Source organism: Halorubrum sp. SD41 (assembly GCF_058630335.1).
In genome coordinates this window covers 1-22,140 of sequence record NZ_JBZVGZ010000007.1, presented here as the reverse complement: position 1 = coordinate 22,140, position 22,140 = coordinate 1, and the positions used below count along the sequence as shown (strand labels likewise).

General features: G+C 70.7%; 20 protein-coding genes. 10 read left to right on the top strand and 10 right to left on the bottom strand.

Annotation, left to right across the window (positions count from 1 at the left end):
- Positions 1-13: 13 nt before the first annotated feature.
- Together AC4NMM_RS04270 and AC4NMM_RS04265 are read right to left on the bottom strand one after the other, a co-directional pair.
- Positions 14-163 carry a hypothetical protein gene (locus AC4NMM_RS04270; RefSeq protein WP_157745937.1) on the bottom strand — a complete coding sequence of 50 codons (150 nt, stop codon included), beginning with the start codon at positions 161-163 and terminating at the stop codon, positions 14-16.
- A gap of 125 nt (positions 164-288) precedes the next feature.
- Positions 289-933, bottom strand: coding sequence for a bifunctional 4-hydroxy-2-oxoglutarate aldolase/2-dehydro-3-deoxy-phosphogluconate aldolase (locus AC4NMM_RS04265; RefSeq protein WP_096394095.1), 645 nt, complete (start codon positions 931-933; stop codon positions 289-291).
- A gap of 219 nt (positions 934-1,152) precedes the next feature.
- Between AC4NMM_RS04265 and AC4NMM_RS04260 the strand changes: the two genes are divergently transcribed.
- Positions 1,153-3,342 (top strand): elongation factor EF-2, encoded by a 2,190-nt coding sequence (locus AC4NMM_RS04260; RefSeq protein WP_096394094.1) that lies wholly within the window; start codon positions 1,153-1,155, stop codon positions 3,340-3,342.
- 78 nt (positions 3,343-3,420) lie between these two features.
- Here the strand turns inward: AC4NMM_RS04260 and AC4NMM_RS04255 are convergent, their stop codons facing one another.
- Entirely contained in the window at positions 3,421-3,915 is a 495-nt protein-coding gene (locus AC4NMM_RS04255; RefSeq protein ID WP_096394093.1) for a DUF3592 domain-containing protein, read from the bottom strand.
- A gap of 368 nt (positions 3,916-4,283) precedes the next feature.
- Here AC4NMM_RS04255 and AC4NMM_RS04250 point away from each other — a divergent pair, with 368 nt between their 5' ends.
- From AC4NMM_RS04250 to rpsJ, 4 genes are all read left to right on the top strand, one after another.
- Positions 4,284-4,913, top strand: a complete 630-nt coding sequence (locus tag AC4NMM_RS04250) for an amino acid-binding protein (RefSeq protein ID WP_491923615.1) — start codon at positions 4,284-4,286, stop codon at positions 4,911-4,913.
- Positions 4,910-5,923: a homoserine dehydrogenase gene (locus AC4NMM_RS04245; protein WP_491923614.1), complete on the top strand. Its 1,014-nt coding sequence runs from the start codon at positions 4,910-4,912 to the stop codon at positions 5,921-5,923. The genes AC4NMM_RS04250 and AC4NMM_RS04245 overlap by 4 nt, the downstream gene beginning before the upstream one ends.
- A 198-nt stretch (positions 5,924-6,121) precedes the next feature.
- On the top strand, positions 6,122-7,387 hold the full coding sequence (gene tuf / locus AC4NMM_RS04240; protein WP_096394090.1) for a translation elongation factor EF-1 subunit alpha: 1,266 nt from the start codon (positions 6,122-6,124) through the stop codon (positions 7,385-7,387).
- Positions 7,388-7,390: 3 nt separating this feature from the next.
- On the top strand, positions 7,391-7,699 hold the full coding sequence (gene rpsJ / locus AC4NMM_RS04235; protein ID WP_004048854.1) for a 30S ribosomal protein S10: 309 nt from the start codon (positions 7,391-7,393) through the stop codon (positions 7,697-7,699).
- Positions 7,700-7,790: 91 nt separating this feature from the next.
- On the opposite strand, the gene AC4NMM_RS04230 is transcribed toward rpsJ, so the two are convergent.
- Positions 7,791-8,351, bottom strand: coding sequence for a rhomboid family intramembrane serine protease (locus tag AC4NMM_RS04230; RefSeq protein ID WP_096394089.1), 561 nt, complete (start codon positions 8,349-8,351; stop codon positions 7,791-7,793).
- Positions 8,352-8,419: 68 nt separating this feature from the next.
- Positions 8,420-8,722 carry a DUF7967 family protein gene (locus AC4NMM_RS04225; protein ID WP_096394088.1) on the bottom strand — a complete coding sequence of 101 codons (303 nt, stop codon included), beginning with the start codon at positions 8,720-8,722 and terminating at the stop codon, positions 8,420-8,422.
- 118 nt (positions 8,723-8,840) lie between these two features.
- Between AC4NMM_RS04225 and AC4NMM_RS04220 the strand changes: the two genes are divergently transcribed.
- Genes AC4NMM_RS04220 through AC4NMM_RS04205 form a run of 4 tightly spaced genes read left to right on the top strand, consistent with a single transcriptional unit; the run spans position 8,841 to position 14,817 of the window.
- A complete protein-coding gene (locus tag AC4NMM_RS04220) occupies positions 8,841-9,974 on the top strand; it encodes a lysylphosphatidylglycerol synthase transmembrane domain-containing protein (protein ID WP_096394087.1) in 1,134 nt (377 codons plus the stop codon).
- Positions 9,975-10,004: 30 nt separating this feature from the next.
- The gene (locus AC4NMM_RS04215) at positions 10,005-11,186 is read left to right on the top strand and encodes an alpha-1 4-glucan-protein synthase (RefSeq protein ID WP_491923613.1); all 1,182 of its coding nucleotides are present in this window, start codon (positions 10,005-10,007) and stop codon (positions 11,184-11,186) included.
- A 39-nt stretch (positions 11,187-11,225) separates the two neighbouring features.
- On the top strand, positions 11,226-12,377 hold the full coding sequence (locus AC4NMM_RS04210) for an iron ABC transporter substrate-binding protein (RefSeq protein WP_491923612.1): 1,152 nt from the start codon (positions 11,226-11,228) through the stop codon (positions 12,375-12,377).
- Between the two features lie 46 nt (positions 12,378-12,423).
- Positions 12,424-14,817, top strand: coding sequence for an ArnT family glycosyltransferase (locus AC4NMM_RS04205; RefSeq protein WP_491923611.1), 2,394 nt, complete (start codon positions 12,424-12,426; stop codon positions 14,815-14,817).
- Positions 14,818-15,314: 497 nt separating this feature from the next.
- On the opposite strand, the gene AC4NMM_RS04200 is transcribed toward AC4NMM_RS04205, so the two are convergent.
- The 3 genes from AC4NMM_RS04200 to AC4NMM_RS04190 all read right to left on the bottom strand — a co-directional run bounded on the left by AC4NMM_RS04200 (position 15,315) and on the right by AC4NMM_RS04190 (position 18,441).
- Positions 15,315-16,157: a dolichyl-phosphate hexose transferase gene (locus AC4NMM_RS04200; protein WP_491923610.1), complete on the bottom strand. Its 843-nt coding sequence runs from the start codon at positions 16,155-16,157 to the stop codon at positions 15,315-15,317.
- 65 nt (positions 16,158-16,222) lie between these two features.
- Positions 16,223-17,878 carry a GMC family oxidoreductase gene (locus AC4NMM_RS04195; RefSeq protein WP_491923609.1) on the bottom strand — a complete coding sequence of 552 codons (1,656 nt, stop codon included), beginning with the start codon at positions 17,876-17,878 and terminating at the stop codon, positions 16,223-16,225.
- Positions 17,875-18,441 carry a gluconate 2-dehydrogenase subunit 3 family protein gene (locus tag AC4NMM_RS04190; RefSeq protein ID WP_096394081.1) on the bottom strand — a complete coding sequence of 189 codons (567 nt, stop codon included), beginning with the start codon at positions 18,439-18,441 and terminating at the stop codon, positions 17,875-17,877. Before AC4NMM_RS04190 ends, AC4NMM_RS04195 begins: the two co-directional genes overlap by 4 nt.
- Before the next feature lie 117 nt (positions 18,442-18,558).
- Here AC4NMM_RS04190 and AC4NMM_RS04185 point away from each other — a divergent pair, with 117 nt between their 5' ends.
- Complete coding sequence (locus AC4NMM_RS04185) at positions 18,559-20,169, top strand: ABC transporter permease (protein ID WP_491923608.1); 1,611 nt, start codon at positions 18,559-18,561, stop codon at positions 20,167-20,169.
- Between the two features lie 123 nt (positions 20,170-20,292).
- Here AC4NMM_RS04185 and AC4NMM_RS04180 read toward each other — a convergent pair whose 3' ends face one another.
- Together AC4NMM_RS04180 and AC4NMM_RS04175 are read right to left on the bottom strand one after the other, a co-directional pair.
- Entirely contained in the window at positions 20,293-21,351 is a 1,059-nt protein-coding gene (locus AC4NMM_RS04180) for a sulfite exporter TauE/SafE family protein (RefSeq protein WP_491923607.1), read from the bottom strand.
- The gene (locus AC4NMM_RS04175) at positions 21,341-21,505 is read right to left on the bottom strand and encodes a DUF7512 family protein (protein ID WP_172863939.1); all 165 of its coding nucleotides are present in this window, start codon (positions 21,503-21,505) and stop codon (positions 21,341-21,343) included. Before AC4NMM_RS04175 ends, AC4NMM_RS04180 begins: the two co-directional genes overlap by 11 nt.
- Positions 21,506-22,140 lie beyond the last annotated feature (635 nt).

Sequence of the window (22,140 nt, the reverse complement as noted above, 5' to 3'; positions counted from 1 at the left end):
ACCACCCGTGACCTCACCACCCGTGCCCGCCTATCCGGACGACGGCGCCGCAGCCGGGGCACTCGAACACCTGTAACGGGTCGTCGACCGAGTTGGCGACGACGAGCCGGCTCGGTCGAGTCGATTCGCCGCAGCGGACGCAGACGTCGTTCCCGCCGCTCATGGGATTGCGCTCATGACTACCATACGCTCGCCGACGAGATAACCTACTACTCACGTTTCGCTGTCACGTTTACCAGTCCGAGTCGGGGCCACCGACGCGGTCCGGCCGAGCCGGTCCGGTCGTCTCTACCCGTCGTCTCGCGCCTCCTCGACCACCCGCGTGAACTCGCGGGCAGTCTGGGTGATACTCTCGTAGTCGCCGCGCTCGGCGGCGTCGTAGTCGACGAGCGCGCCGCCGGCGCCGACCGCGAACGCGCCCGCGTCGACGTAGTCGGCGGCGTTGTCGGGACTCACGCCGCCGGTCGGCATCATCGGGATCTGGCCGAGCGGACCCTTCATCGCGCCGAGGTGGTCCGGACCGACCGTCTTCGCGGGGAACACCTTCACGAAGTCGGCGCCCGCCTCGTAGCCGCGGATCGCTTCGGTGGGGGTCATCACGCCGGGCGCCGTGACCGCGCCGTAGCGGTTGCACGTCTCGATGACGTCCTCGTGGAGGCTCGGGGAGACGACGAACTCCGCGCCCGCCATCAGCGTCGTCCGGGCGGTCTCGCTGTCGAGGACGGTCCCCGTGCCGACGACGACCTCGTCGCCGAAGGAGCCGGCGACCTCGCCGAGCTTCTCGGCCACGTCGGGCGTGTCGGCGGTGATCTCGACGGCGGTGACGCCGCCCTCGCGCAGCGCCTCCGTGATCTCGATCAGCTGGTCGGCCTCGACTCCGCGCAACACCGCGACGACGCCGCTGTCGTCGAGCCGTGAGAGCGTCTCGTTCATACCCCACGTTTCCCGAGTCGGCCCTTAAAACCGACCCGATGCTCGCGGGCCGCGGTGACGAGCGTCGCCGGCGCCGACGACCGCGAACGGGCGTCGGTCTCCCGCCTGTCCCGTGACACCGGTCGACACGAAATCGGCGGCGATCGGGGGTACTCGCCCGCGAAACGGCCGCGACGAAACACTACCCTTTTGACCCTCCTTTCGATAACACTCGGTATAATGGGCCGACGCAAGAAGATCGTTCAGGAATGTGAGCGGCTGATGGACACCCCGGAGAACATCCGGAACATCGCCATCGCCGCCCACGTCGACCACGGGAAGACGACGCTCTCCGACAACCTGCTGGCGGGCGCCGGCATGATCTCCGAGGACACCGCGGGCGAGCAGCTCGCGATGGACACGAAGGAGGACGAGCAGGAGCGCGGGATCACCATCGACGCGGCGAACGTCTCGATGACCCACGAGTACGAGGACACCAACCACCTCGTCAACCTCATCGACACCCCCGGTCACGTGGACTTCGGGGGCGACGTCACCCGCGCGATGCGCGCGGTCGACGGCGCCTTAGTGGTCGTCGACGCCGTCGAGGGCGCGATGCCCCAGACGGAGACGGTGCTCCGGCAGGCGCTCCGCGAGGGCGTGAAGCCGACGCTGTTCATCAACAAGGTCGACCGCCTCATCTCGGAGCTCCAGGAGGGGCCCCAGGAGATGCAGGAGCGGCTGATGTCCGTCATCGCCGACGTCAACGAGCTCATCCGCGGGATGGCCGAGAACATGGACGACATCCCCGAGGACTGGACCGTCTCCGTCGAGGACGGCACGGTCGGCTTCGGCTCCGCGCTGTACAAGTGGGGCGTCTCGATGCCCTCGATGCAGCGGACCGGCATGGACTTCGCCGACATCATGGAGCTGGAACAGAACGACAAGCGCCAGGAGCTCCACGAGCGGACGCCGCTGTCGGACGTCGTGCTCGACATGGTCTGCGAGCACTTCCCGAACCCGGTCGACGCCCAGCCCCGCCGCGTCCCGCGCATCTGGCGCGGTGATCCCGAGTCCGAGCTGGCCGACACAATGCGGCTGGTCGACGAGGACGGCGAGGTCGTCTTCATGGTCACCGACATCTCGATGGACCCGCACGCGGGCGAGATCGCGACGGGCCGCGTCTTCTCCGGCACGCTGGAGAAGGGCCAGGAGCTGTACGTCTCCGGCACCGCGGGCAAGAACCGAATCCAGAGCGTCGGCCTCTTCATGGGGTCTGAGCGCGAGGAGGTGGACCGCGTCCCGGCGGGGAACATCGCGTCCGTCACCGGGCTGCGCGACGCCATCGCCGGCTCCACCGTCTCCTCCGTGGAGATGACGCCGTTCGAGTCGATCGAGCACATCTCCGAGCCGGTCATCACGAAGTCCGTCGAGGCCCAGAACATGGACGACCTGCCGAAGCTCATCGAGACGCTCCAGCAGGTCGCCAAGGAGGACCCGACGATCCAGATCGAGATCAACGAGGACACCGGCGAGCACCTCATCAGCGGGCAGGGCGAGCTCCACCTCGAAGTGATCACCCAGCGGATCCGCGACAACCAGGGCATCCCGGTCATCACCGGGGAGCCGATCGTCGTGTTCCGCGAGCAGCCCCAGGAGGCCTCCCGCGAGGTCGAGGGGCAGTCGCCGAACCGACACAACAAGTTCTACATCACCGTCGAGCCGATGGCTCAGGAGATCGTCGACGCCATCCAGCTCGGCGAGGTCTCGATGGACATGCCCGAACTGGAGCGCCGCGAGGCGCTGCAGGAGGCCGGCATGGACAAGGACACCTCGCAGAACGTCGAGGACATCCACCGGACCAACATCCTCATCGACGACACGAAGGGGATCCAGCACCTCAACGAGACGATGGAGCTCGTCTTGGAGGGGCTTCAGGAAGCGCTCGACGACGGCCCGCTGGCCGCCGAGCCGGTCCAGGGGTCGCTGTTCCGCCTGCACGACGCGAAGCTCCACGAGGACACCATCCACCGCGGCCCGGCACAGGTCATCCCGGCGGTCCGCGACGCGGTCCACCGCGCGCTGATCGACGGCGAGGTCCGCCTGCTGGAGCCGATTCAGGACGTCCGGATCGACGTTCCCTCGGAGCACATGGGCGCCGCCTCCGGCGAGATCCAGGGCCGTCGCGGCCGCGTCGACGACATGTACCAGGAGGGCGACCTCATGGTCGTCGAGGGCATCGCGCCCGTCGAGGAGATGATCGGGTTCTCCTCCGACATCCGCTCGGCAACCGAGGGCCGCGCCTCGTGGAACACCGAGAACGCGGGCTTCCGCGTGCTCGTCGACAACCTCCAGCGCGAGAAGATCATGGAGATCCGCGAGCGCAAGGGGATGAAGCTGGAACTGCCGCAGTCGATCGACTACTTCTGAGTCGACGGCGCGGTTCGCGGTAGCCGGTCCCCGTTTTTCCTCTCTCTTTGAACTCCATTTCCCGCAGCGGCGCGGCCGTCAGCCGCGGATCCGCTTGACGGTCGATACCCCGCCGCCGAGGGCGAGGAACAGGCCGAGTACGGCCGCGAAGAGCGGGGCGTTCGACGTCTCCGTCTTCAGGAATCCCCCGTCCGGATCGGCGGGGTCGACGTAGGCGGTGGTCGACTCGCCGGCGGCGTACTCCGAGACGACCTCGCGGGCCGCCGACTCGGTGTCGTAGTTCGACGTGATCGCCGACGGGAAGACGCTGGTACTCGCGTACTCGGTCCCCTCGTATTCGTAGGTGAACCGGACCGTCGGCCGGTAGTCCACGCCCGGACTGCTCCCGCTCGACGCCGACTCGACGCCGACGTCGGTGACCGTGGCGTCGACCGCGACGGCGTCGTCGACCGCGTCCGACTGCTGCGTGTAATCGTACGCGCCGTAGCCGGTGACCGCGAGCCCGATCAGCAACAGGAGGACCGCCCCCTTGAGCGTCTTCGGGCCGTCGATCGAGAGCCCGCCGTCGCTCATTCCCCCGGCTCACCTCGGCTCGGTGAACGGCGGCTCGGCGCGGGTAACTGCGTCACGACGCTCGGCGGACTGCGTGGAGGGTGTCGCACGCCGGAGCCTCGGACCCCGCCGCCCATAACTGTGGGGATGCTCCCGCCCGCCGAATCCGTGCGCCGCGTTGACAGGCGCGAGAGCGAGGCAACGCCTGCCATCGCCGAAGGCTTATACCCGATCGTCCGACTCCGTTCGGGTATGCAGACGGGTACGACTCCCCCCCGGCGCACCGCGACGGAGCCACCCAGCGACCGCTCCACCCCGGGGACAGGAACGTGCCTGCGAGCGCGCGCCCTCGCCCCGGCCGGTCGCGGCGAGGCGCCGGAGGTGGCGGCGTGAGCGACCGTCGCGACGGGACGCCGGAGGCCGCGCTCGACGCGGAGGACGCGGCCGATTCGGCCGCCGCCGAGAGCGCGGACGCGGCCTCCCCGGACGGCGGCCACGCGGCCGCGACCCCCTCGACGCACACGGTCCGGCTGGAGCTCGTCGACGAGCCCGGCCAGCTGCTCGCCGCGCTCCACCCGATCGCGGACAACGGCGGCAACCTCCTGTCGATCTACCACGAGCGCGGGAACAAGACGCCCCGCGGGCGGATCCCGGTCGAGGTCGACTTCGAGGCGACCGCCGAGCGGTTCGAGGAGATCGTCGACGCGCTCCGCAGCGAGGGCGTGAACGTGATGCAGGCGGGCACGGAGCGGTACGCGGAGGAGGTGACGATCCTCCTGTTCGGCCACCTCATCGACACCGACCTCTCCGACACGCTCTCGCGGATCGAGGCCTGCGAGTCGGCGTCGGTCGCCGACGTGTCGCTCGCGGCCCCGCAGGGCACCGAGGAGGCGTCGAGCGCGCGGCTCCGCTTAGAGGCTCGCGCCGGCGAGACGGACGCGGCGCTGGCGGCGGTCCGCGAGCTCGCCGACGAGAAGGAGCTCCGCGTCGTCGAGCCGCTCACGGGGGTGGACGCGTGAGGCTCGCCGTGATCGGCGCGGGCGCCGTCGGGCGCTCCGTCGTCGAGCTGGCGGGCGAGTACGGCCACGAGGTCGTCGCGGTCGCGGACTCCTCGACGGCGGTCGTCGCGGACGGGGGCGGTGCGAGCGGGACCGGCGGTGCCGGCAGCACCGACGGCGTCGGCGTCGACCCCGACGCGGTCGTCGCGCGGAAGGCGGAGCGGGGAATCGTCGGCGACGCGGACCCGGCGGACGCGCTGGCGGCGGACTACGACGTCCTCGTGGAGGCGACGCCGACGACGCTGGGCGACGCCGAGCCCGGCTTCTCGCACGTGACTCGCGCGCTGGAACGCGACCGCCACGCGGTCCTCGCGAACAAGGGCCCGGTCGCGGAGCGGTTCGGCGACCTGCGGGCCGCGGTCGACGACAGCGACGGCGAGATCCGGTTCGAGGCGACCGTCGGCGGCGCGATCCCCGCGGTGTCGACCGTCGAGGACATCGAGCCCGGCCACGTCACCGCGGTCCGGGGCGTGCTCAACGGGACGGCGAACTTCATCCTGACGCGGATGGCCGCGGAGGGGCTCGACTACGACCACGTGCTCGCGGAGGCGCAGGACCTCGGCGTCGCCGAGGCCGACCCCTCCTTCGACGTGGACGGGACCGACGCCGCGCTCAAGTGCGTCATCCTCGCGAACGTGCTCTCCTTCGGCGCGGCCGACGACCCCGGCGACGCCCGGGAGTTCGCGCTCGACGACGCCGACGTCTCGGGGATCCGCGACGTGCCCGGCTCCGCGCTCCGGCTCGCGGCCGAGGACGGGCGGACGGTGCGGCTGATCGGCGAGGCGACCGGCGAGACGGTCCGCGTTGCCCCGCGGCTCGTCCCCGAGAACGGGACGCTCGCGGTCTCGGGGACGCAGAACATCGTCCAGATAGAGACCACCCACGCCGGCCGGCTCAACATCTCGGGGCGCGGCGCGGGCGGCCCCGAGACCGCGAGCGCGGTCCTCGGAGACGTGGGACGGCTGGAGTAGGCCGGCTCGTTCGGCCGGAGTATGCGGCTCCGCCCGCCGAGTCCGCCGCCGCGGACCGGGGGCGTGTGTCGCTCTGTCGTGTCCCGCGTTGTCGAGAATCGCCGGACGGCGGCGCGATACTCTGTGGCCCGTATCGAAACCGTTTTAGTGGAATCAACCGAAACTTACTCACAGAGCGCCTTAGCGCGTGATTACCCCATGAGTGACAAACCGCACCAGAACCTGGCCATTATCGGCCACGTCGACCACGGCAAGAGTACGCTCGTGGGTCGCCTCCTCTTCGAGACGGGGAGCGTCCCCGAGCACGTAATCGAGCAGCACCGCGAGGAAGCCGAAGAGAAGGGCAAGGGCGGCTTCGAGTTCGCCTACGTGATGGACAACCTCGCCGAGGAGCGCGAGCGCGGCGTCACGATCGACATCGCCCACCAGGAGTTCGACACCGACGAGTACTACTTCACCATCGTCGACTGTCCGGGCCACCGTGACTTCGTGAAGAACATGATCACGGGCGCCTCGCAGGCCGACAACGCGGTGCTCGTCGTCGCGGCAGACGACGGCGTCGCGCCTCAGACCCGCGAGCACGTGTTCCTGGCCCGCACGCTCGGGATCAACGAGCTCATCATCGGCGTCAACAAGATGGACCTGGTCGACTACCAGGAGTCCTCCTACAAGGAGGTCATCGGCGAGGTCGAGGACCTGCTCAACCAGGTCCGCTTCGCGACCGACGACACCACGTTCGTGCCGATCTCGGCGTTCGAGGGCGACAACGTCGCCGAGCCGTCCGAGAACACCGACTGGTACGACGGGCCGACCCTGCTGGAGTCGCTCAACAACCTGCCGGAGGCCGAGCCGCCGACGGACGCGCCGCTCCGCCTGCCGATTCAGGACGTCTACACCATCTCCGGCATCGGGACCGTCCCCGTGGGACGCGTCGAGACCGGAATCTTAAACACCGGCGACAACGTCTCCTTCCAGCCGTCCGACGTGGGCGGCGAGGTGAAGACGGTCGAGATGCACCACGAGGAGGTGCCCAAGGCCGAGCCCGGTGACAACGTCGGGTTCAACGTCCGCGGCATCGGCAAGGACGACATCCGCCGCGGCGACGTCTGTGGCCCCGCCGACGACCCGCCGAGCGTCGCCGAGACGTTCAAGGCGCAGGTCGTCGTCATGCAGCACCCGTCGGTCATCACGGCCGGCTACACCCCGGTCTTCCATGCCCACACGGCGCAGGTCGCCTGTACGATCGAGTCCATCGATCAGAAGATCGACCCGTCCTCGGGCGAGGTCGCCGAGGAGAACCCGGACTTCATCAAGTCCGGCGACGCCGCGGTCGTCACCGTGCGCCCCCAGAAGCCGCTCAGCATCGAGCCCTCCGGCGAGATTCCGGAGCTCGGCAGCTTCGCCATCCGCGACATGGGTCAGACCATCGCGGCCGGCAAGGTGCTCGAAGTCAACGAGCGATAACCGATGCAGCAGGCACGCGTCCGCCTCGCCGGCACGAGCCCCGAGGACCTCGACGACATCTGCGACGACGTCCGCGAGATCGCGGACTCGACGGGAGTCGCCCTGTCGGGCCCGATCCCGCTGCCGACGAAGACGCTCGAGATCCCGTCGCGCAAGTCCCCGGACGGTGAGGGGACGGCGACGTGGGAGCACTGGGAGATGCGCGTCCACAAGCGGCTTATCGACATCGACGCCGACGAGCGCGCGCTCCGCCAGCTGATGCGCGTCCAAGTGCCGAACGACGTCAGCATCGAGATCGTTCTCGAAGACTGAGCGCTAGGGCGTTTCTCTTTCCCCCTCTCGTTTTTTCGTCCCGTCCAGCGGCGGCGCCGCCGATCGCGTCTCGCCCGGGGTCCCGCCCCGCTCAGCTCGCGTCGAGCAGGCCCATCCGTCCGGCGACGAGCCCGCAGAACGCGCCCGTCGCGTGTGCGATCAGCGCGACGCCCGGCGCGGCCGTCGTCGCGGTGAGGACGACGGCGACGAGGCCGAACAGGAGCAGCTGGGCCCGCGAGGAGAGCCGCAGCCGGTCGAACAGCGTCGCGCTCACGACGTTGCCGGCGAGCAGATAGCCGCCGAGCGCGAAGACGGCGCCGCTGATTCCCAAGACGGCCGCCGGGGGACCGAGCAGGCTCCCGAGCGTCACCTGTGCGACGCCCGCCAGCGCGCCGGTGGCGACCACGAACGCGTGGAACCGCGGGCGGGTCGTCCGGCGCTCGACGAGGGGGCCGACGAGAAGCAGCGCGAGGGCGTTCGCCACGAGGTGGCCGACGGAGCCGTGCGCGTACACGCTCGTGACGAGGGTCCACGGCGCGACGGAGAGGGGGGTAGACAGCGCGAGGAGTCCGAAGAGGCCGACGAGGCTCAGGAGGGCCTGCGCGGCGCCGACGAGGAGGACGAGCGCGAGCGTTTCGAGGGTAGCGCGCATGAGGTGAGGGTTGGAACCGCGCGGTGAAAAGGGTGTGCGGGGGGTTCGTCTCCCGACCGGCTCGCGACTCAGATCACGTCGTCGGGGTCGTGCGCGTTCGCCATCCGGATCGCCTCGGCGGCGTACCGCTCGCGGTCGTCGGGGTCGTCGACGGTCCCGACGTTCGACGGCGCCGCGTCGACGGCGGCCGTGGTGTCGCGCACGTCGGAGAAGGAGGTGAGCGCGCGCTCCTTGCGGAAGTAGCGCTCGCCGTCCGGCGTCGCGTACGTGAGGATCACCATATTTTGCTCGTCGTCGGAGTAGGTGCGCTCGACGAGCCACATCCGCACGGCGTCGGTCGCGGAGCCGGGGACGGCCTCGTTCGCGTTCATGCGTGGTATTTCGATTTCCACGAACAAACGTGTTGCGTCGACCCGGAGCGGGGCCGCGCCGCCGCTCGCCTCCGCGAACCGCCAGCGTTTTATTCTTTAGGGCGACCTAAACGAATGGATGAACCCGCGCGTCGCCGCCGCTCGGCTCCGCGAGCGCCTCGTTCGACTTTGGGAGCGTCTGCCCCGGGGCTCGCTCGCGGTCGCGGGCACGCTCCTCGTCCTCGCGGTCGGCGGCGCGGTGTTGGCGCGGACCCTCGACGTCGGGACGGTCGTCGACGCGGCCGCGACCGCGGACCCGGCGCTGCTCGCCGCGGCGCTCGGCGCGTACCTGCTGTCGTGGCCCGTCCGCGGCCGGCGGTACGGAGATGTCCTCGCCCCGATGGGCCGCCGCTGCCGAACCGCGTTCCTCACGGCGGCGGTGTTCGCGAGCCAGACCGCGAATCTGATCGTCCCCGCCCGGGCCGGCGACGGCGTGCGCGCGTACCTGCTGAACGACCGGCGCGAGGTGTCGTACCCGACCGGCGTCGCGTCGCTGGCGGTCGAGCGCGCCTTCGACCTGGTCGCGCTCGGCGTCCTCGGCGGCGCCGCGCTCGCGGTCCTGCTCGTCGACGGGCGGGCCGCGGCGCCGGACGGGTCGGGGCGAGCGGTCGCGGCCGCCGGGGGGATCGCGGTCGCGGCCGCGCTCGGCTCGGCGGTCACCGTCGCGGTCGCCCGGAGCGACCGCCGGTTCGGTCCGACGCTCCGCGAGCGCGCCGACGGCTCCCGGCTCGCTTCGGTCGCCGACGCCGCGGTCCGGTTCGGCGCCGCCGTGCGCGTCGTGGCGGCGGACGGGGCCGCGCTGGTCCGGGTGTTCCTCGCCAGCGCCGTCGTCTGGGGACTGGACGTGGCCACCGCGGTCCTCGTGCTCGCGGCGCTCGTCGGCGGCTTCGGCGGCGGCGCCGCCCCCGTCACGCTGCTCGTCGTCGGTACCCTCGCGGTCTCGGCCGGGAACCTCGCGAAGGTACTGCCGCTCTCGCAGGGCGGGATCGGGCTGTACGAGGCCGCCTTCACCGGGATCGTCGTCGCCACGACGCCGATCGCTCCCGAGGTCGCGCTCGCCGCGGCGGTGCTCGACCACGCGCTGAAGAACGGCGTCACCCTCGTCGGCGGCGCGGTCGCGGCGGCCGCGTTCGACCTCTCGCTGACGGGCCGTCCGGACGAGTCCGCGCCGGAGACGGAATCGACCGCGGCGCCGACGGCGACGGACCGCTAGATTTTTAGGTCGGCCTAAAAACTATCGCACATGCCGACCACCGCCCAGCGTCCCGACGACTCGGACATCTGCGTGATCGTCCCGACGATACGGGAGTACGAGTGTCTCCGCGTGTACGTCGCGAACGCCCGCGAACACGGGTTCGACGTCTCGCGGCTCCACTTCCTCTTAGTCACCGAGGACTTCTGCGAGACCGACGAGATGCGCGCCATGCTCGACGACCTCGACGTCTCCGGCGAGGTGTTCGACGGCACCCGCCGCGAGGAGTGGTACGAGGCCAACGGCGTCGCGGAGTACGACCACGTCGTCCCGGCCGCGAGCCACGCCGAGACGAGCTTCGGCCTGCTGTACATGTGGGCCGACGACTCCTTCGAGTACGGCGTGTTCATCGACGATGACACGCTCCCGCACGACGACGTCGACTACTTCGGGCGCCACATGGAGAACCTCGCCTTCGACGGCGAGGTCGAGCGCGTGCGCTCCGACGAGGACTGGGTGAACGTCCTCTATGACGACGCCGACGAACACGGGCTCTACCCGCGCGGCTACCCGTACTCGGCGATGGACGAGACGGTCGAGACGGACGCGGTCGACGTCGACGCCGGCGAGGTCGTCGCCTCGCAGGGGCTGTGGACGAACGTCCCCGACCTCGACGCGGTGCGGATCCTGATGGACGGTGACCTGGAGGGGCAGGCGCAGACCCGCACGACCGCCGACGACTTCGGCGAGGACTTCGTCGCCGCGCGCGGCAACTACCTCACCGTCTGCTCGATGAACCTCGCGTTCCGCCGCGAGGTGATCCCGGCGTTCTACCAGCTCCCGATGGACGACAACGAGTGGGACGTGGGCCGGTTCGACGACATCTGGTCGGGCCTCTTCTTAAAACGCGCCTGCGACGTGCTCGGCAAGCGGATCTACAACGGCGACCCGCTGTGCGAACACAACAAGGCCCCGCGGTCGACGTTCGACGACCTCGCGAACGAGGTGGCCGGGCTGGAGCTGAACGAGCACGTCTGGGAGGTCATCGACGGCGCGGGCGCCGACGCCGACTCGTACGAGGCGGTGTTCGACGAGATGGCCGACGCGCTCGCGGAGGGCGACTTCTCCGAGTGGAACAACGGCGCGTTCCTCAACTACTGCGGCGAGTACATGCGCGACTGGCTCGACTGCCTCGACGGGATCCGGCGGACGCCGGCGCCCGCGGACGACTGAATCGACACGACTAAAAGTATTTAGGTAAGCCTAAAACACATGACGAACCACGAATCCGACGGACACGACGGACGCGACGTTCGACGACGAAAGTTCATCGCGGCCGCCGGCGCGGTCGGCGCGGCGGGGATCGCCGGCTGTAACGGGACCGGCGACGAGGGCGACGGCGGCGACGGGAGCGACGGCGGGTCCGCGGTCGGCCAGATCGGGTCCGGCCGCGCGGGCCGCGGGCTCCCGGGCGGCACGCCGATGGCCGAGATGCCGGCGCTGGAGGGCGAGCTCACCGTCTACTCCGGCCGCGGCGAGTTCCTCGTCGGCGAGCTCGTCGGCTACATCGACGACCTGTACGACGACTTCGACCTCACCGTCCGGTACGGCGGCTCGACCGACCTCGTGAACCAGATCATCAACGAGGGCGAGGGGTCGCCCGCGGACGTGTTCTACTCTGTCAACTCCGGCGCGCTCGGCGCGCTCGCGGACCAGGGGCGCACGCAGGAGCTCCCGTCCGAGGTGACCGACAAGGTGCGCGAGGAGTTCCGGACCGAGCAGTGGATCGGCACCTCCGGGCGCGCCCGGACGGTCCCGTACAACACCGACGAGTACTCGGAAAGCGAGATGCTCGACGACATCATGGCGTACCCCGAGGAGTTCGAGGGCGACCTGGGCTGGGCGCCGTCGTACGGCTCCGCGCAGGCGTTCATCACCGCGATGCGCATCCTCGAGGGCGAGGAGGCCACCCGCGACTGGCTCGAGGCGATGGTCGAGCGCGGCGCCTCGACGTACCCCGACGAGTTCGTCACCTGTCAGGCGATCGCCGACGGCGAGATCGACGCCGCGTTCACGAACCACTACTACATCCAGCGCGTGATCGACGGGAACCCGGAGGCGCCGATCGCCACCTCGTTCACCGAGGGCGACGCCGGCGCGGTGTTCAACGTCGCGGGCGCCGCGGTCGTCGACACCGCGTCGGACGACGACCTCGCGGCCAACTTCGTCCGGCACCTGCTGTCGGCCGAGGCGCAGGACTACTTCGCGCGCTCCACCTTCGAGTACCCGCTGATCCCGGAGGTCGAGCCGATCGGCAACCTCCCGCCGATCGACGAGCTCGACGTCCCGGACCTCGACCTGACGCAGCTGTCGAACCTCGAACCGACGATCGACCTCATGCGCGACGCCGGCGTCCAGATCTGAGGTCGCCTCACCCACACCACGCCCATATCACCCCCGCTCACCGTTCGTGTCACTCCTTCCACCGTCCGTGCGGGCCCACCGACTCGCCGTCCGACTCCGCCAGCGGCTCGCCCGCGCCGACCGCGTGACGCTCGCGGCCGCGCTGGTCGCCGTCGCGGCCGGCGCCCTGACGTTCGCGATCGCCGCCACCGTCTTCTCGCACCACTCCGCGAACCACGACGAGGGCGTCTACCTCACGCAGGCCGCGCTCCTCTTAGGCGGCCAGTTGGAGTTCCACGCCGGCCCGCTCGCCGACGCCGTCCACCCGTGGTTCTTCATCGAGGACGACGGCCGGCTCTACCCGAAGTACAACCCCGTTCCCGCGGCGACGTTCGCGGTCTCGATGTGGCTGTTCGACGAGCCGCGCGTCACGCTCGCGGCGATCGCCGCGGGCAACGCCGCCCTGGTGTACCTGCTCGGCTCGCAGACGTTCGGCCGGCGGGCGGGGCTCGCCGCGAGCCTCCTGTTCGCGGCGTCGCCGATGGCGATCGCGACGTCGTCGGCGTTCCTCCCGTACGCGCCCACGACGTTCTTCAACCTGGTCTTCGCGGTCGCGTACCTCCGCGGGGTCCGCGACCGGTCGCTCGCGGCCGCCGGCGTCGCGGGCGTCGCGATCGGGATCGCGTTCTTCTCGCGGCCGTACACCGCGGTGCTGTTCGCCGCGCCGTTCATCGCCCACGCGCTGTGGCGGGTGGGGGCGGCGGTCCGCCGCTTTGGCGCCGAGACGGGGCGGTCGACGCCGCGCGCGTTCGCGGCCCTCGGCCGCCGCGCGGTCGCGGTCGGTCGGTCCGGCGAGCTCCCCGGCCCGATCCGTCGCCAGGGGTTGACGGCGCTGTTCGGCGTCCTGTTCGTCGGCGTCACGTTCGCGTACAACGCCCGGATGACGGGGTCGCCGCTCGTGTTCCCGTACCAGGAGTTCGCGCCGATGGACGGCCCGGGCTTCGGCGAGCGGCGCATCCTCGGCCACTCGGTCGACTACACGCTCGAACTGGCGCTTGAGTCGAACGGGTACGCGCTCGCCGAGATCGCGACCCGGTGGTTCGTCGCCGGCCCGCTCGGCACCGCGCTGGCGGTCGGGGGCGTCGCGGCCGCGCTCTGGGGGTGGCTCGCGGGCGGCGACCCCCGCGGCCTCCTCGGCGGAGCGTCCGCCGGCGCCGCGCGGGTCGCCGACGGCGGCGACGTCGATGACTCGCCGGGAGCGCCCGCCCCGTCCGACTCCCCCGCGTTCCGCCGGACCGCGGCCGCGCTGCTCGCCGGCGTCGCGGGCTCCGTCGTCGTCGGGAACCTGTACTTCTGGGGGACCCACAACGCGCTCGCGGACCTCTCGGACCCGACCGACGGGCTCGCGTCGCTGTTCGGCCCGTTCTACCACTTCGACCTGCTCGTCCCGCTGGCGGTGTTCGGTGGACTCGGCGTCGCCGTCGGGTGGCGGGGGCTCGTCGCGGCCCGCGAGCGGCTCGCGGCCCGGGGCGTCTCGCCCGCGGTCACCCGCGTCGCGCTCGCCGTCGTCGTCGCCAGCGCGGTCGCCGTGGCGGGCGTCGCGGCCGTCGACGCCGCCTCCGAGCCGATCGACCGGAACGCCGCGGTCGGCGAGAAGCTCGAGGCCGCGTACGCGCCGATCGACGAGACGACGTTCGAGGACGGGCTCGTGTTCCTCCCCACGCCGTACGGCGAGTGGCAGAACCACCCGTTCCAGTACCTCCGGAACGGGCCGGGGCTCGACGGCGACGTCGTGTACGCGCTCGAACGCGACCCGGTGGAGAACTTCGCCGTGTTGGACGCCTACCCCGACCGCACGCTGTACCGCTACGGCTACCACGGCGTCTGGGGCGTGAGCCCGGACGCGCGCGTCGTTCCCAAGCTTGAGGCGCTGGACCGGCGGTCGGGGGCCCGCATCGACGCGGAGACGACCGTCGGCGTCCCCGACCGCGTCGCCCGCGCGCAGGTCCGCGTCGACCCGCGTCGGGGCGCCCCGGGCGGCCCGGACCACGTCTCCTACACCGTGAGCGACCTCGGCGAGTCGCTCGCGGTCGACTGGGCGCTGACGCCCGAGGGCGCCCGGCTGTCGGGCGCGGGCGCGGCGGCCGCGGGCGACGGCGCTGCCGGAAACGCGACCGAGCCGGTCCCGTTCGACCCCGACGGCGACGTGATCGCCGTGACCGTGACGCTCGTCGACCCCGCGGGCGCGACGTACACCTACCGGCAGGAGGTCACGGTGCGGGTGACGGAGGGTGACGAGGCGGGAGCCGACGGCGAGCGCGTCGAAGTCGTCTGGCCGCCCGAGCGCTCGACCTGTCGGCTCGTGACGGAGTGCGGCAACGAGGGGACGTACCTCCCCGACGAGCCCCAGACCCACCCCGAGTGGGTCGTCTTCGAGACGGACGCCGAAGCGAGCGACTAATACATCGATTTCTTATAAATAGTTGTCAGCAGATCGGCGGCGAACACCTCCAAAGCCCCAGCCGCTCGCTTATAAATAGTTGTCAGCAGATCGGCGGCGGCCACCTCCAAAGCCCCAGCCGCGAGGCCGCAGTACGCTCGCTGCGCTCCTCGGTCGCGCTGCTCCCTGCGGTGCTTACATCGCCTACTGCGGCCTCGCGACTGCCCCTTTGAGTCCCACCCCGCACAGCCCCGCACGGCACCTCACGCCTCCTCAGCCTCGCGATTCGCTCGGGCTCCCTCCGGTCGCCCCTCACTCACCGCGTCCCTCGCGCGTGCTGGCTCGCGGCCGCCGAGGGCGGCCGCTCGCAGGCGCGCGCCGACCGCATCCGCGCGTTCATTTATAAGTAGTCGGCGCCGCCGCTCACGAGTGTAGAAACGTCGCCGGCGGCGGTCCACTGTGCCCACAGTGTACCTCCGGACCGCCGTCCGACGACGGCGTCGAGGGACGAGGTGCCCTCAGAACCGTCGGAGCTGCTCTTCGAGACAGACGGTGACGATCGACTTCGCGATGGCCGCGCCGCCGCCGATCGGGTCGAGCTTCGTCTCGCCGAGGCGCTCGGCGTAGCGGATCGGCCGCTCGCGCACGTCGTAGCCCCGCATCAGCGGGCGGATGAGCAGTTCGGCGGAGAGGCCGGTGTTCTCCGTCCAGCCGATCTCCTCGACCACGTCGCGGCGGTACGCGCGCATCCCCGTGGTGGTGTCGTGGACGCGCTCGCCCATCAGCAGGCTCGCGAGCGCCGCGAACGCGTGGTTGCCGAAGCGGTTGAACGCCGGCATCGCATCCGCGCCGTGGTAGAGCCGGTCGCCGCTCACCACGTCGGCGCCGTCGTTGATCTCCGCGAGGAACTCCGGCAGCGCCTCCATCGGGTAGGTGTCGTCGCAGTCGGTCGTGACGACGACCGGGCGGTCGGGCGTCAAGATCGCCTCGCGCACGGCGACGCCGTACCCCTGCGGCTCCTGCTCGACGACGGTCGCACCGTGCTCGCGGGCGATCTCCGGCGTTCGGTCGGAGGAGCCGTCGACGCAGACGACCTCCGCCTTCCCGTCGGTCACCTCGTCGATGTCGTTGAGGACGGTTCCGATGGCCTCCTCCTCGTTGTACGTCCCCATCACGACGCTGAGGTCGTCGAAGGTGAACCCGTCGCCGTCCGCGGCGCCGACCGCCGCGTCCGTCTCTTCGGTCGGGGCCGCGTCCGCGCCGTCAGTCGCGTCTGTCCCGTCGTGCGAGCCCGTTTCGTCGGCCGAATCCGTCTCGATCGAGGCCGCGGAGCCGTTCGTCGCGTGTGCTGAGTCGCTCATTACCCGTCTCTCCGTTCGCACGCACTTGAACTTTTAGGTTTACCTAAAACGACTGTGAACGGGACTCACATCCCGGAGAGCCGGGCTTCCACGTCGTCGGCGACGCGGAGCGCGAGCGCGGCGATGGTGAGCGTCGGGTTCATCGCGCCGCTCGTGGGGAAGACGGAGCTGGAGGCGATCCAGCAGTTGTCGAGGTCGTGGGTCCGACAGTCGGCGTCGACGACGCCCGAATCGGGGTCGTCGCTCATGCGCGTCGTCCCCATGTGGTGGTAGGCGGGGCCGGTGGCGTCCGGGCCGGCGACCCACTCGACGTCGGCGCCGAGCTCCTCTAAGATCTCGACCTGGATCTCGTTCGCCCGCTCGATCGTGTCGAGCGCGCGGTCGCCGACGGTCCACTCCATCTGCGGCACGGGGTTGCCGCGGTCGTCGGTGCGGTCGTCGGCGAGGGTGATCCGGCTGTCGGCCCGCGGCGCCTGCTCGACGAGCCCGCCCATCGCAATGTGGTTCCCGTACCCGTCGCGGAGCCGCTCTAGGAGCGGGTCGCCCCAGTCGTCGCCCGTGAGCGCCATCTCCACCGGCGAGGGGCCGGCGTAGTTGAAGAACTCCAGCTTGAACGGCGCCTGCTCGGCGTCGGCCTCGTCGTAGAACTGGTCGCAGGCGCTGGTGTAGAAGCCGACGTGGTTCTGTCTCGTCTCCTCGTCGAGCGTGCCGCCCGCGCCCGCGAACAGGTGGTCCATGAAGAACTCGCCGACGTGGCCGCTCCCGTTCGCGAGCCCGTCGGGGTAGCGGTCGGAGGCGGACAAAAGGAGGAGCCGCGGCGTCTCCACGCCCCCGGCGGCGACGACGAACGCGTCCGCCTCCTGTCGGTGGCGCTCCCCGTCCGGCGTCGCGTAGACGGCGGCCGTCACCCGGTCGTCGCCGTCGTGTTCCAGCCGCTCGACCGGCGCGCGGTCGACCACGGTCGCGCCCTTCTCCTCCGCGCGCTCGACGTGGACCGTCGCGTCGTACTTCGCGCCGCTCGGGCAGACCGGCTGGCAGGTGCCGTAGCCGACGCAGGGCGACCGGTCGTCGTACGGCTCGGAGTTGCGCGCGTTCGGCACCGAGTGCATGTCGATCCCCAGCTCCTCGCAGGCCTCGGCGAACAGCGAGTCGCTGTAGGAGGGCTCGAACGCCGGCATCGGGTGCGGCTCCTCGCGCGGCGGCGCGTAGGGGTTGTCGGAGGCGCCCGCGACGCCCAGCTCCTTCTCCGCCTCGGCGTAGTACGGCCGGAGGTCGGCGTAGTCGATGGGCCAGTCCGGGCCGACGCCCCGCTCCGTGCCGGAGTTGAAGTCGTCCTCGTGGAGCCGCATCACCATCCCCTGCCAGTGGAGCGTCGACCCGCCGACCCCCTTCACGCGGGCGTGGTTGAGCGGGTAGAACCAGTCGCCGGCGTTCTCGTGGGCGTCGCGCGCGCCGCCGACGCCCCACACGTCCGGCCGGCCGTAGAACGGCCGAATCGCCCGCTCCTGTCTGGCGAGGCGGTCGGCGGGGTCGAACCGCGGCCCGGCGTCGAGGACCACCACGTCGCGGTCGCCCGCGAGCCGGTCGGCGACGAGCGCGCCCGCGGGACCGGCGCCCACAACGCAGACGTCGGCGTCGGGGACCGGAGTGCGGTCGACCTCCTCGCCGGCGCCTCCCTCAGCCCCCGACCGCCCGTCGCCGACGCTCTCGGCGCCGCTCATCGCGGCCCCTCCTGGTAGCTCTCCGCGCCGCCGGCGTACCCCTGCGGGTTCTCGATACCGACGAGCTCGCCGCCCGTCGGCGACGAGTACAGCGCGAGCAGCAGCTCGTTGACGACGAAGAAGCGGACGCGCTCCGCGGCCGTCCCCCCGGGGTCCTCCTCGGCCGTGTCCGCGCCGAGCTCGCGGAGCAGGTCGTCGCGCTCGGCCGCCGAGAGCTCGGCGACTGGCGCGTCGTACCATGACCGGGCCGCCGACTCGACCTCGGCGACGGCGGCGCGGACGCCCTCGGCGTGCGCCGACCCGTCGAGGCGCCCGTCGAGGAAGCGGTCGACGAACGCGTCGATCCCGGAGACCTCCTCGGGGTAGAGGACCCGCGCGGCCGCAGTCATCGCCTCGCGGACCGCCTCGTCGTCCGGGGCGCCCTCGCCGTCCCACGCCGCGTCGGCCTCGCCGTCTCCCGGTCGGCCCCGATCGTCGGTCGCCCGACGGACGCCGAGCGCGACCCCGCCGGTCGCGCCGATCGCGGCCAGCGCGGCCGCCGCGTCGCGTCGCGTCAGTTCCATGGAACTTTTTAGGCAGCCCTAAATTCATATATCCGTCGGAGTGCGCTCGCCGGGCGATCGGAACCCCTAACGCGGGGCGGCCCCTCGCTCGGACAGAGCGACTCCCTCCTCCGTACAATGACCCTGCGAACCCGGATCCGCGACCGGCTGACCGACGGCGACGACAAGCTCCCGATCGGGCTCACGCTGCTGTGCGCGGCGATCGCCGGCACGCTCGTGTCCCCCCTGACGTGGCTCGTGATCAGGGCGGCGGCCGTCGACCGGCAGCGGGCGATGGACCTCGTGTTCAGCGCCGGCACCGCCGAGGTGCTCGTCAACAGCCTCGTGCTGATGGCGGGCGTCACCGCCGCCTCGATCCTCATCGGCGTGCCGCTCGCGTACCTCACCGCCCGGACCGACCTCCCGTTCCCCCGCTTCTGGTCCGTCGCGGCCGCGCTCCCGCTCGTCGTGCCGAGCTACGTCGGCGCCTTCTCGTTCGTCTCCGCGTTCGGCCCGCAGGGGGCGTTCCACAACGTCCTCGCGCCGCTGGGTGTCGAGCGGGTGCCCAACATCTACGGCCTCTCCGGAACGATTTTCGTGATCACGCTGTACACCTACCCCTACGTCTACCTCACCACCCGGGCCGCGCTGCTGTCGTTCGACACGACGATGCTGGAGGCCGCCCGGACGCTCAACCACGGCCGGCTCGCGGCGTTCCGCCGGGTGACGCTCCCGACGATCCGGCCCGCGATCGCCGCCGGGGCGCTGCTCTCGGCGCTGTACGCCGTCTCCGACTTCGGGACGCCCTCGATCATGCAGCTCCCGGTGTTCACCCGACAGATCTACGTGGAGTACAACTCCTTCGGCAGCGACTACGCCGCGCTGCTTTCCCTCCAGCTGCTCGTCGTGGTCATCCTCGTGCTCGCCCTGGAGTGGGCCGTCCGCTCGGACCGGAACACGAGCGGCGACGACGCGGGGCGGACGGACGACCGGGTGTCGCTCGGCCGCCTGCGCTGGCCCGCGACGCTGCTGCCGGCCGCGGTGTCCGGCACCGCGCTGCTCGTCCCCCTGTGGATCCTCGGGCTGTGGCTGCTCCGGGCCGAGTCCGGGCGCCGCCCCTCGCTGGCGTTCGAGCCGATCATGGTGCTCAACTCCGTGTCGGTCTCCGCGGCGGCGGCCGTCGCCGCCGCGCTCGCCGCGATCCCGGTCGCGTACTTCGCCGCGAACCACGACTCGCCGTTCGCGGTGATCTTCGAGCGGGCGACGTACGTCGGCTTCGCGGTGCCCGGCATCGTGTTGGCGCTCGCGTTGGTGTACTTCGGCTCCGGCTACGCGCCGTGGCTCTACCAGACGCTCCCGCTCCTCGTGTTCGCGTACGTCGTCCGCTTCCTCCCCCAGGCGGTCGGGTCCACGCGGACCTCCATCCTCCAGATCGACCGGCGGCTCGTCGAGGCCGCGCGCACCCTCGGTGAGTCGTCGACCGGCGCGTTCAGGCGCGTCACGTTCCCGCTCACGCGCTCCGGCATCGTCGCCGGCGCCGCGCTCGTGTTCCTCACGACGATGAAGGAACTGCCCGTCACGCTCGTGCTCCGCCCGACCGGGTTCGACACGATCGTCACGCAGATCTGGCGCGCGCAGCAGAACGCGTTCTACCAGTACGCGGTCGTCCCCACGCTCATTCTGCTCCTCATCTCCGGGCTCTCGATGGTCGTCCTCCTCACGCAGGAGGGCGGCGAAGAGGGACTGTGAGGGGCGAGAGCGGCTCGGCGCGTCGACCGCGTCGGCGCACGGCGGACCGATCGCTTCCGCTCGGCAGCTGTTCTGAATCAAGTGTACAAGATCGGAGCTGCGGATCCGACGGCGAAACGCGGATCAGTCGGCGGTCGACGTCTGCTGTTGCCGCGTCACGCGGAGCGAAGTGACCGTCGTGTAGAGGACCGCGGCCGCGACGACGACCGCCGCGCCGATGACGAGTACCAGTCCGAGCAGCTCAAGCGTCGAGTTGCCGAGGTAGGACCCTATTTCGCCGATACCCACGGCGATGGAGCCGACCAGCAGCATCCCGCCGAAGTACACCTTGATCTCGTCGGAATCGACGACCGCGGTCGCGGCGGAGCCGACGCGCGCGCCCAGCGCGCTCCCGAACAGCAGCGGGGCGACGATACCGAGGTTCACGCCGCCGCCCTGCCCGTAGAGGTAGCTCCCGAGCCCGCCGGAGAAGACGATCTCGAAGAGGTCCGTGCCGACCGCGACGGGCACCGGGACGCCGATCGCGTAGATCATCGCTGGCATCCGGATGAAGCCGCCGCCGACGCCGAGGAAGCCGGACAGGACGCCGGTCGCGAAGGCGACGGCCGTGATCACCCACGCGGAGACGCGGACGTCGCCGCGGAGCGTCACCATCGGCGGAATGCGAACGGTCCGCTGGATTTTCTTGGCGATCTCGGGGATCTCGTACTCGTCGAGGTCCCTGTCGGTCGCCTCGTGGTCGATTCCGCCCCCGCCGTCGCCCTTGAGGGCGTCGCGGGTGACCATCGCCCCGACGCCGCCGAGCAGGACGACGTAGGCGACGCTGATGACGCCGCCGGCGAGCCCCATCGATTCGAGGTAGTAGACGCTGGCGCGCCCGGCCTCGATTCCGATCGTCGTCCCCGTGATCATGATCGCGCCGAGCTTGTAGTCCACCTGCCCGAGGTCGTGGTGTTTCAGCGTCGCGATCACGGCCGTCCCGAAGACGAACGCCATCCCGCTGCCGACCGCGACGGGGGCGGAGTAGTCTAGCATGAGCAGGGCGGGGGTGACGAGGAACGACCCGCCCATGCCGAAGAACCCGAACAGGACGCCGACGACGAGGCCGAATCCGACGAACAGGGCGAGCATCTCGGGGCTCGTCCCCAGGAAGCCGGGCCCGCTGAGAAGGCTACCGAGCACTCGCGTCACCTCCCACGACGAGTTCCATCAGATAGGGACCGACGAGCCGTTCGAGGCCGCCGTACCCCACGTACAACACGAACGCTTCCAGGAGGATCGCGCCGATAAGCAGGGCCGTCTCCGGGTCCCACGTGGGAATCTCTAATCCTGCCATCGACTCTCCCTCCGACTTCCGAACGCGGAATTTCGCTTCTGGCACATTTCTGCTCACTCTCCCCTACCCGCTTCGTACCTATAACGGTTTTGGGCTTACTGTACAATACTATATTCGGGTAACCTCGGCCGGAGTACCGATAACTTACGGAAAGGTTTTGCCTGCGAGGAGCCTCGCGGACCGTCGGTGGGCGTTGCCCTCGTCGGACTCTGGAAGCTCCTGTCGATCGTTTATAAATGACTGGCTGTGGATCGGTGGAAAGCGCCTCTAACTTCCGAGTCGTTCGCTTATAAACAACTGACCGTGGATCGGCGGCGAACACCTCCAAAGCCCCAGCCGTGAGGCGGGCACACGCTCGCTGTCGTTCGAGACGCCTCCGGCGTCTCGTGATGACGAAACGGCTCCGCCGTTTCGAACCACGCTCCTCGTCACTCGCTTCGCTCGTTCCTACGGTGCTTGCGTCGTCATCAGAACGCTTCGCGTTCTGATTGGCTCACGAGAGCTGCGCTCTCGTGAACGCCTGCGCCCGCCTCACGGCAGCGCCGGGCGACCGGCCCCGGGCAAACCGCGCGGGGGGCGGCCGCGGCCGCCCCCCCTGGTGCCCGCCCCCCGCGCCCCCGCCCCGCACCCCCGAC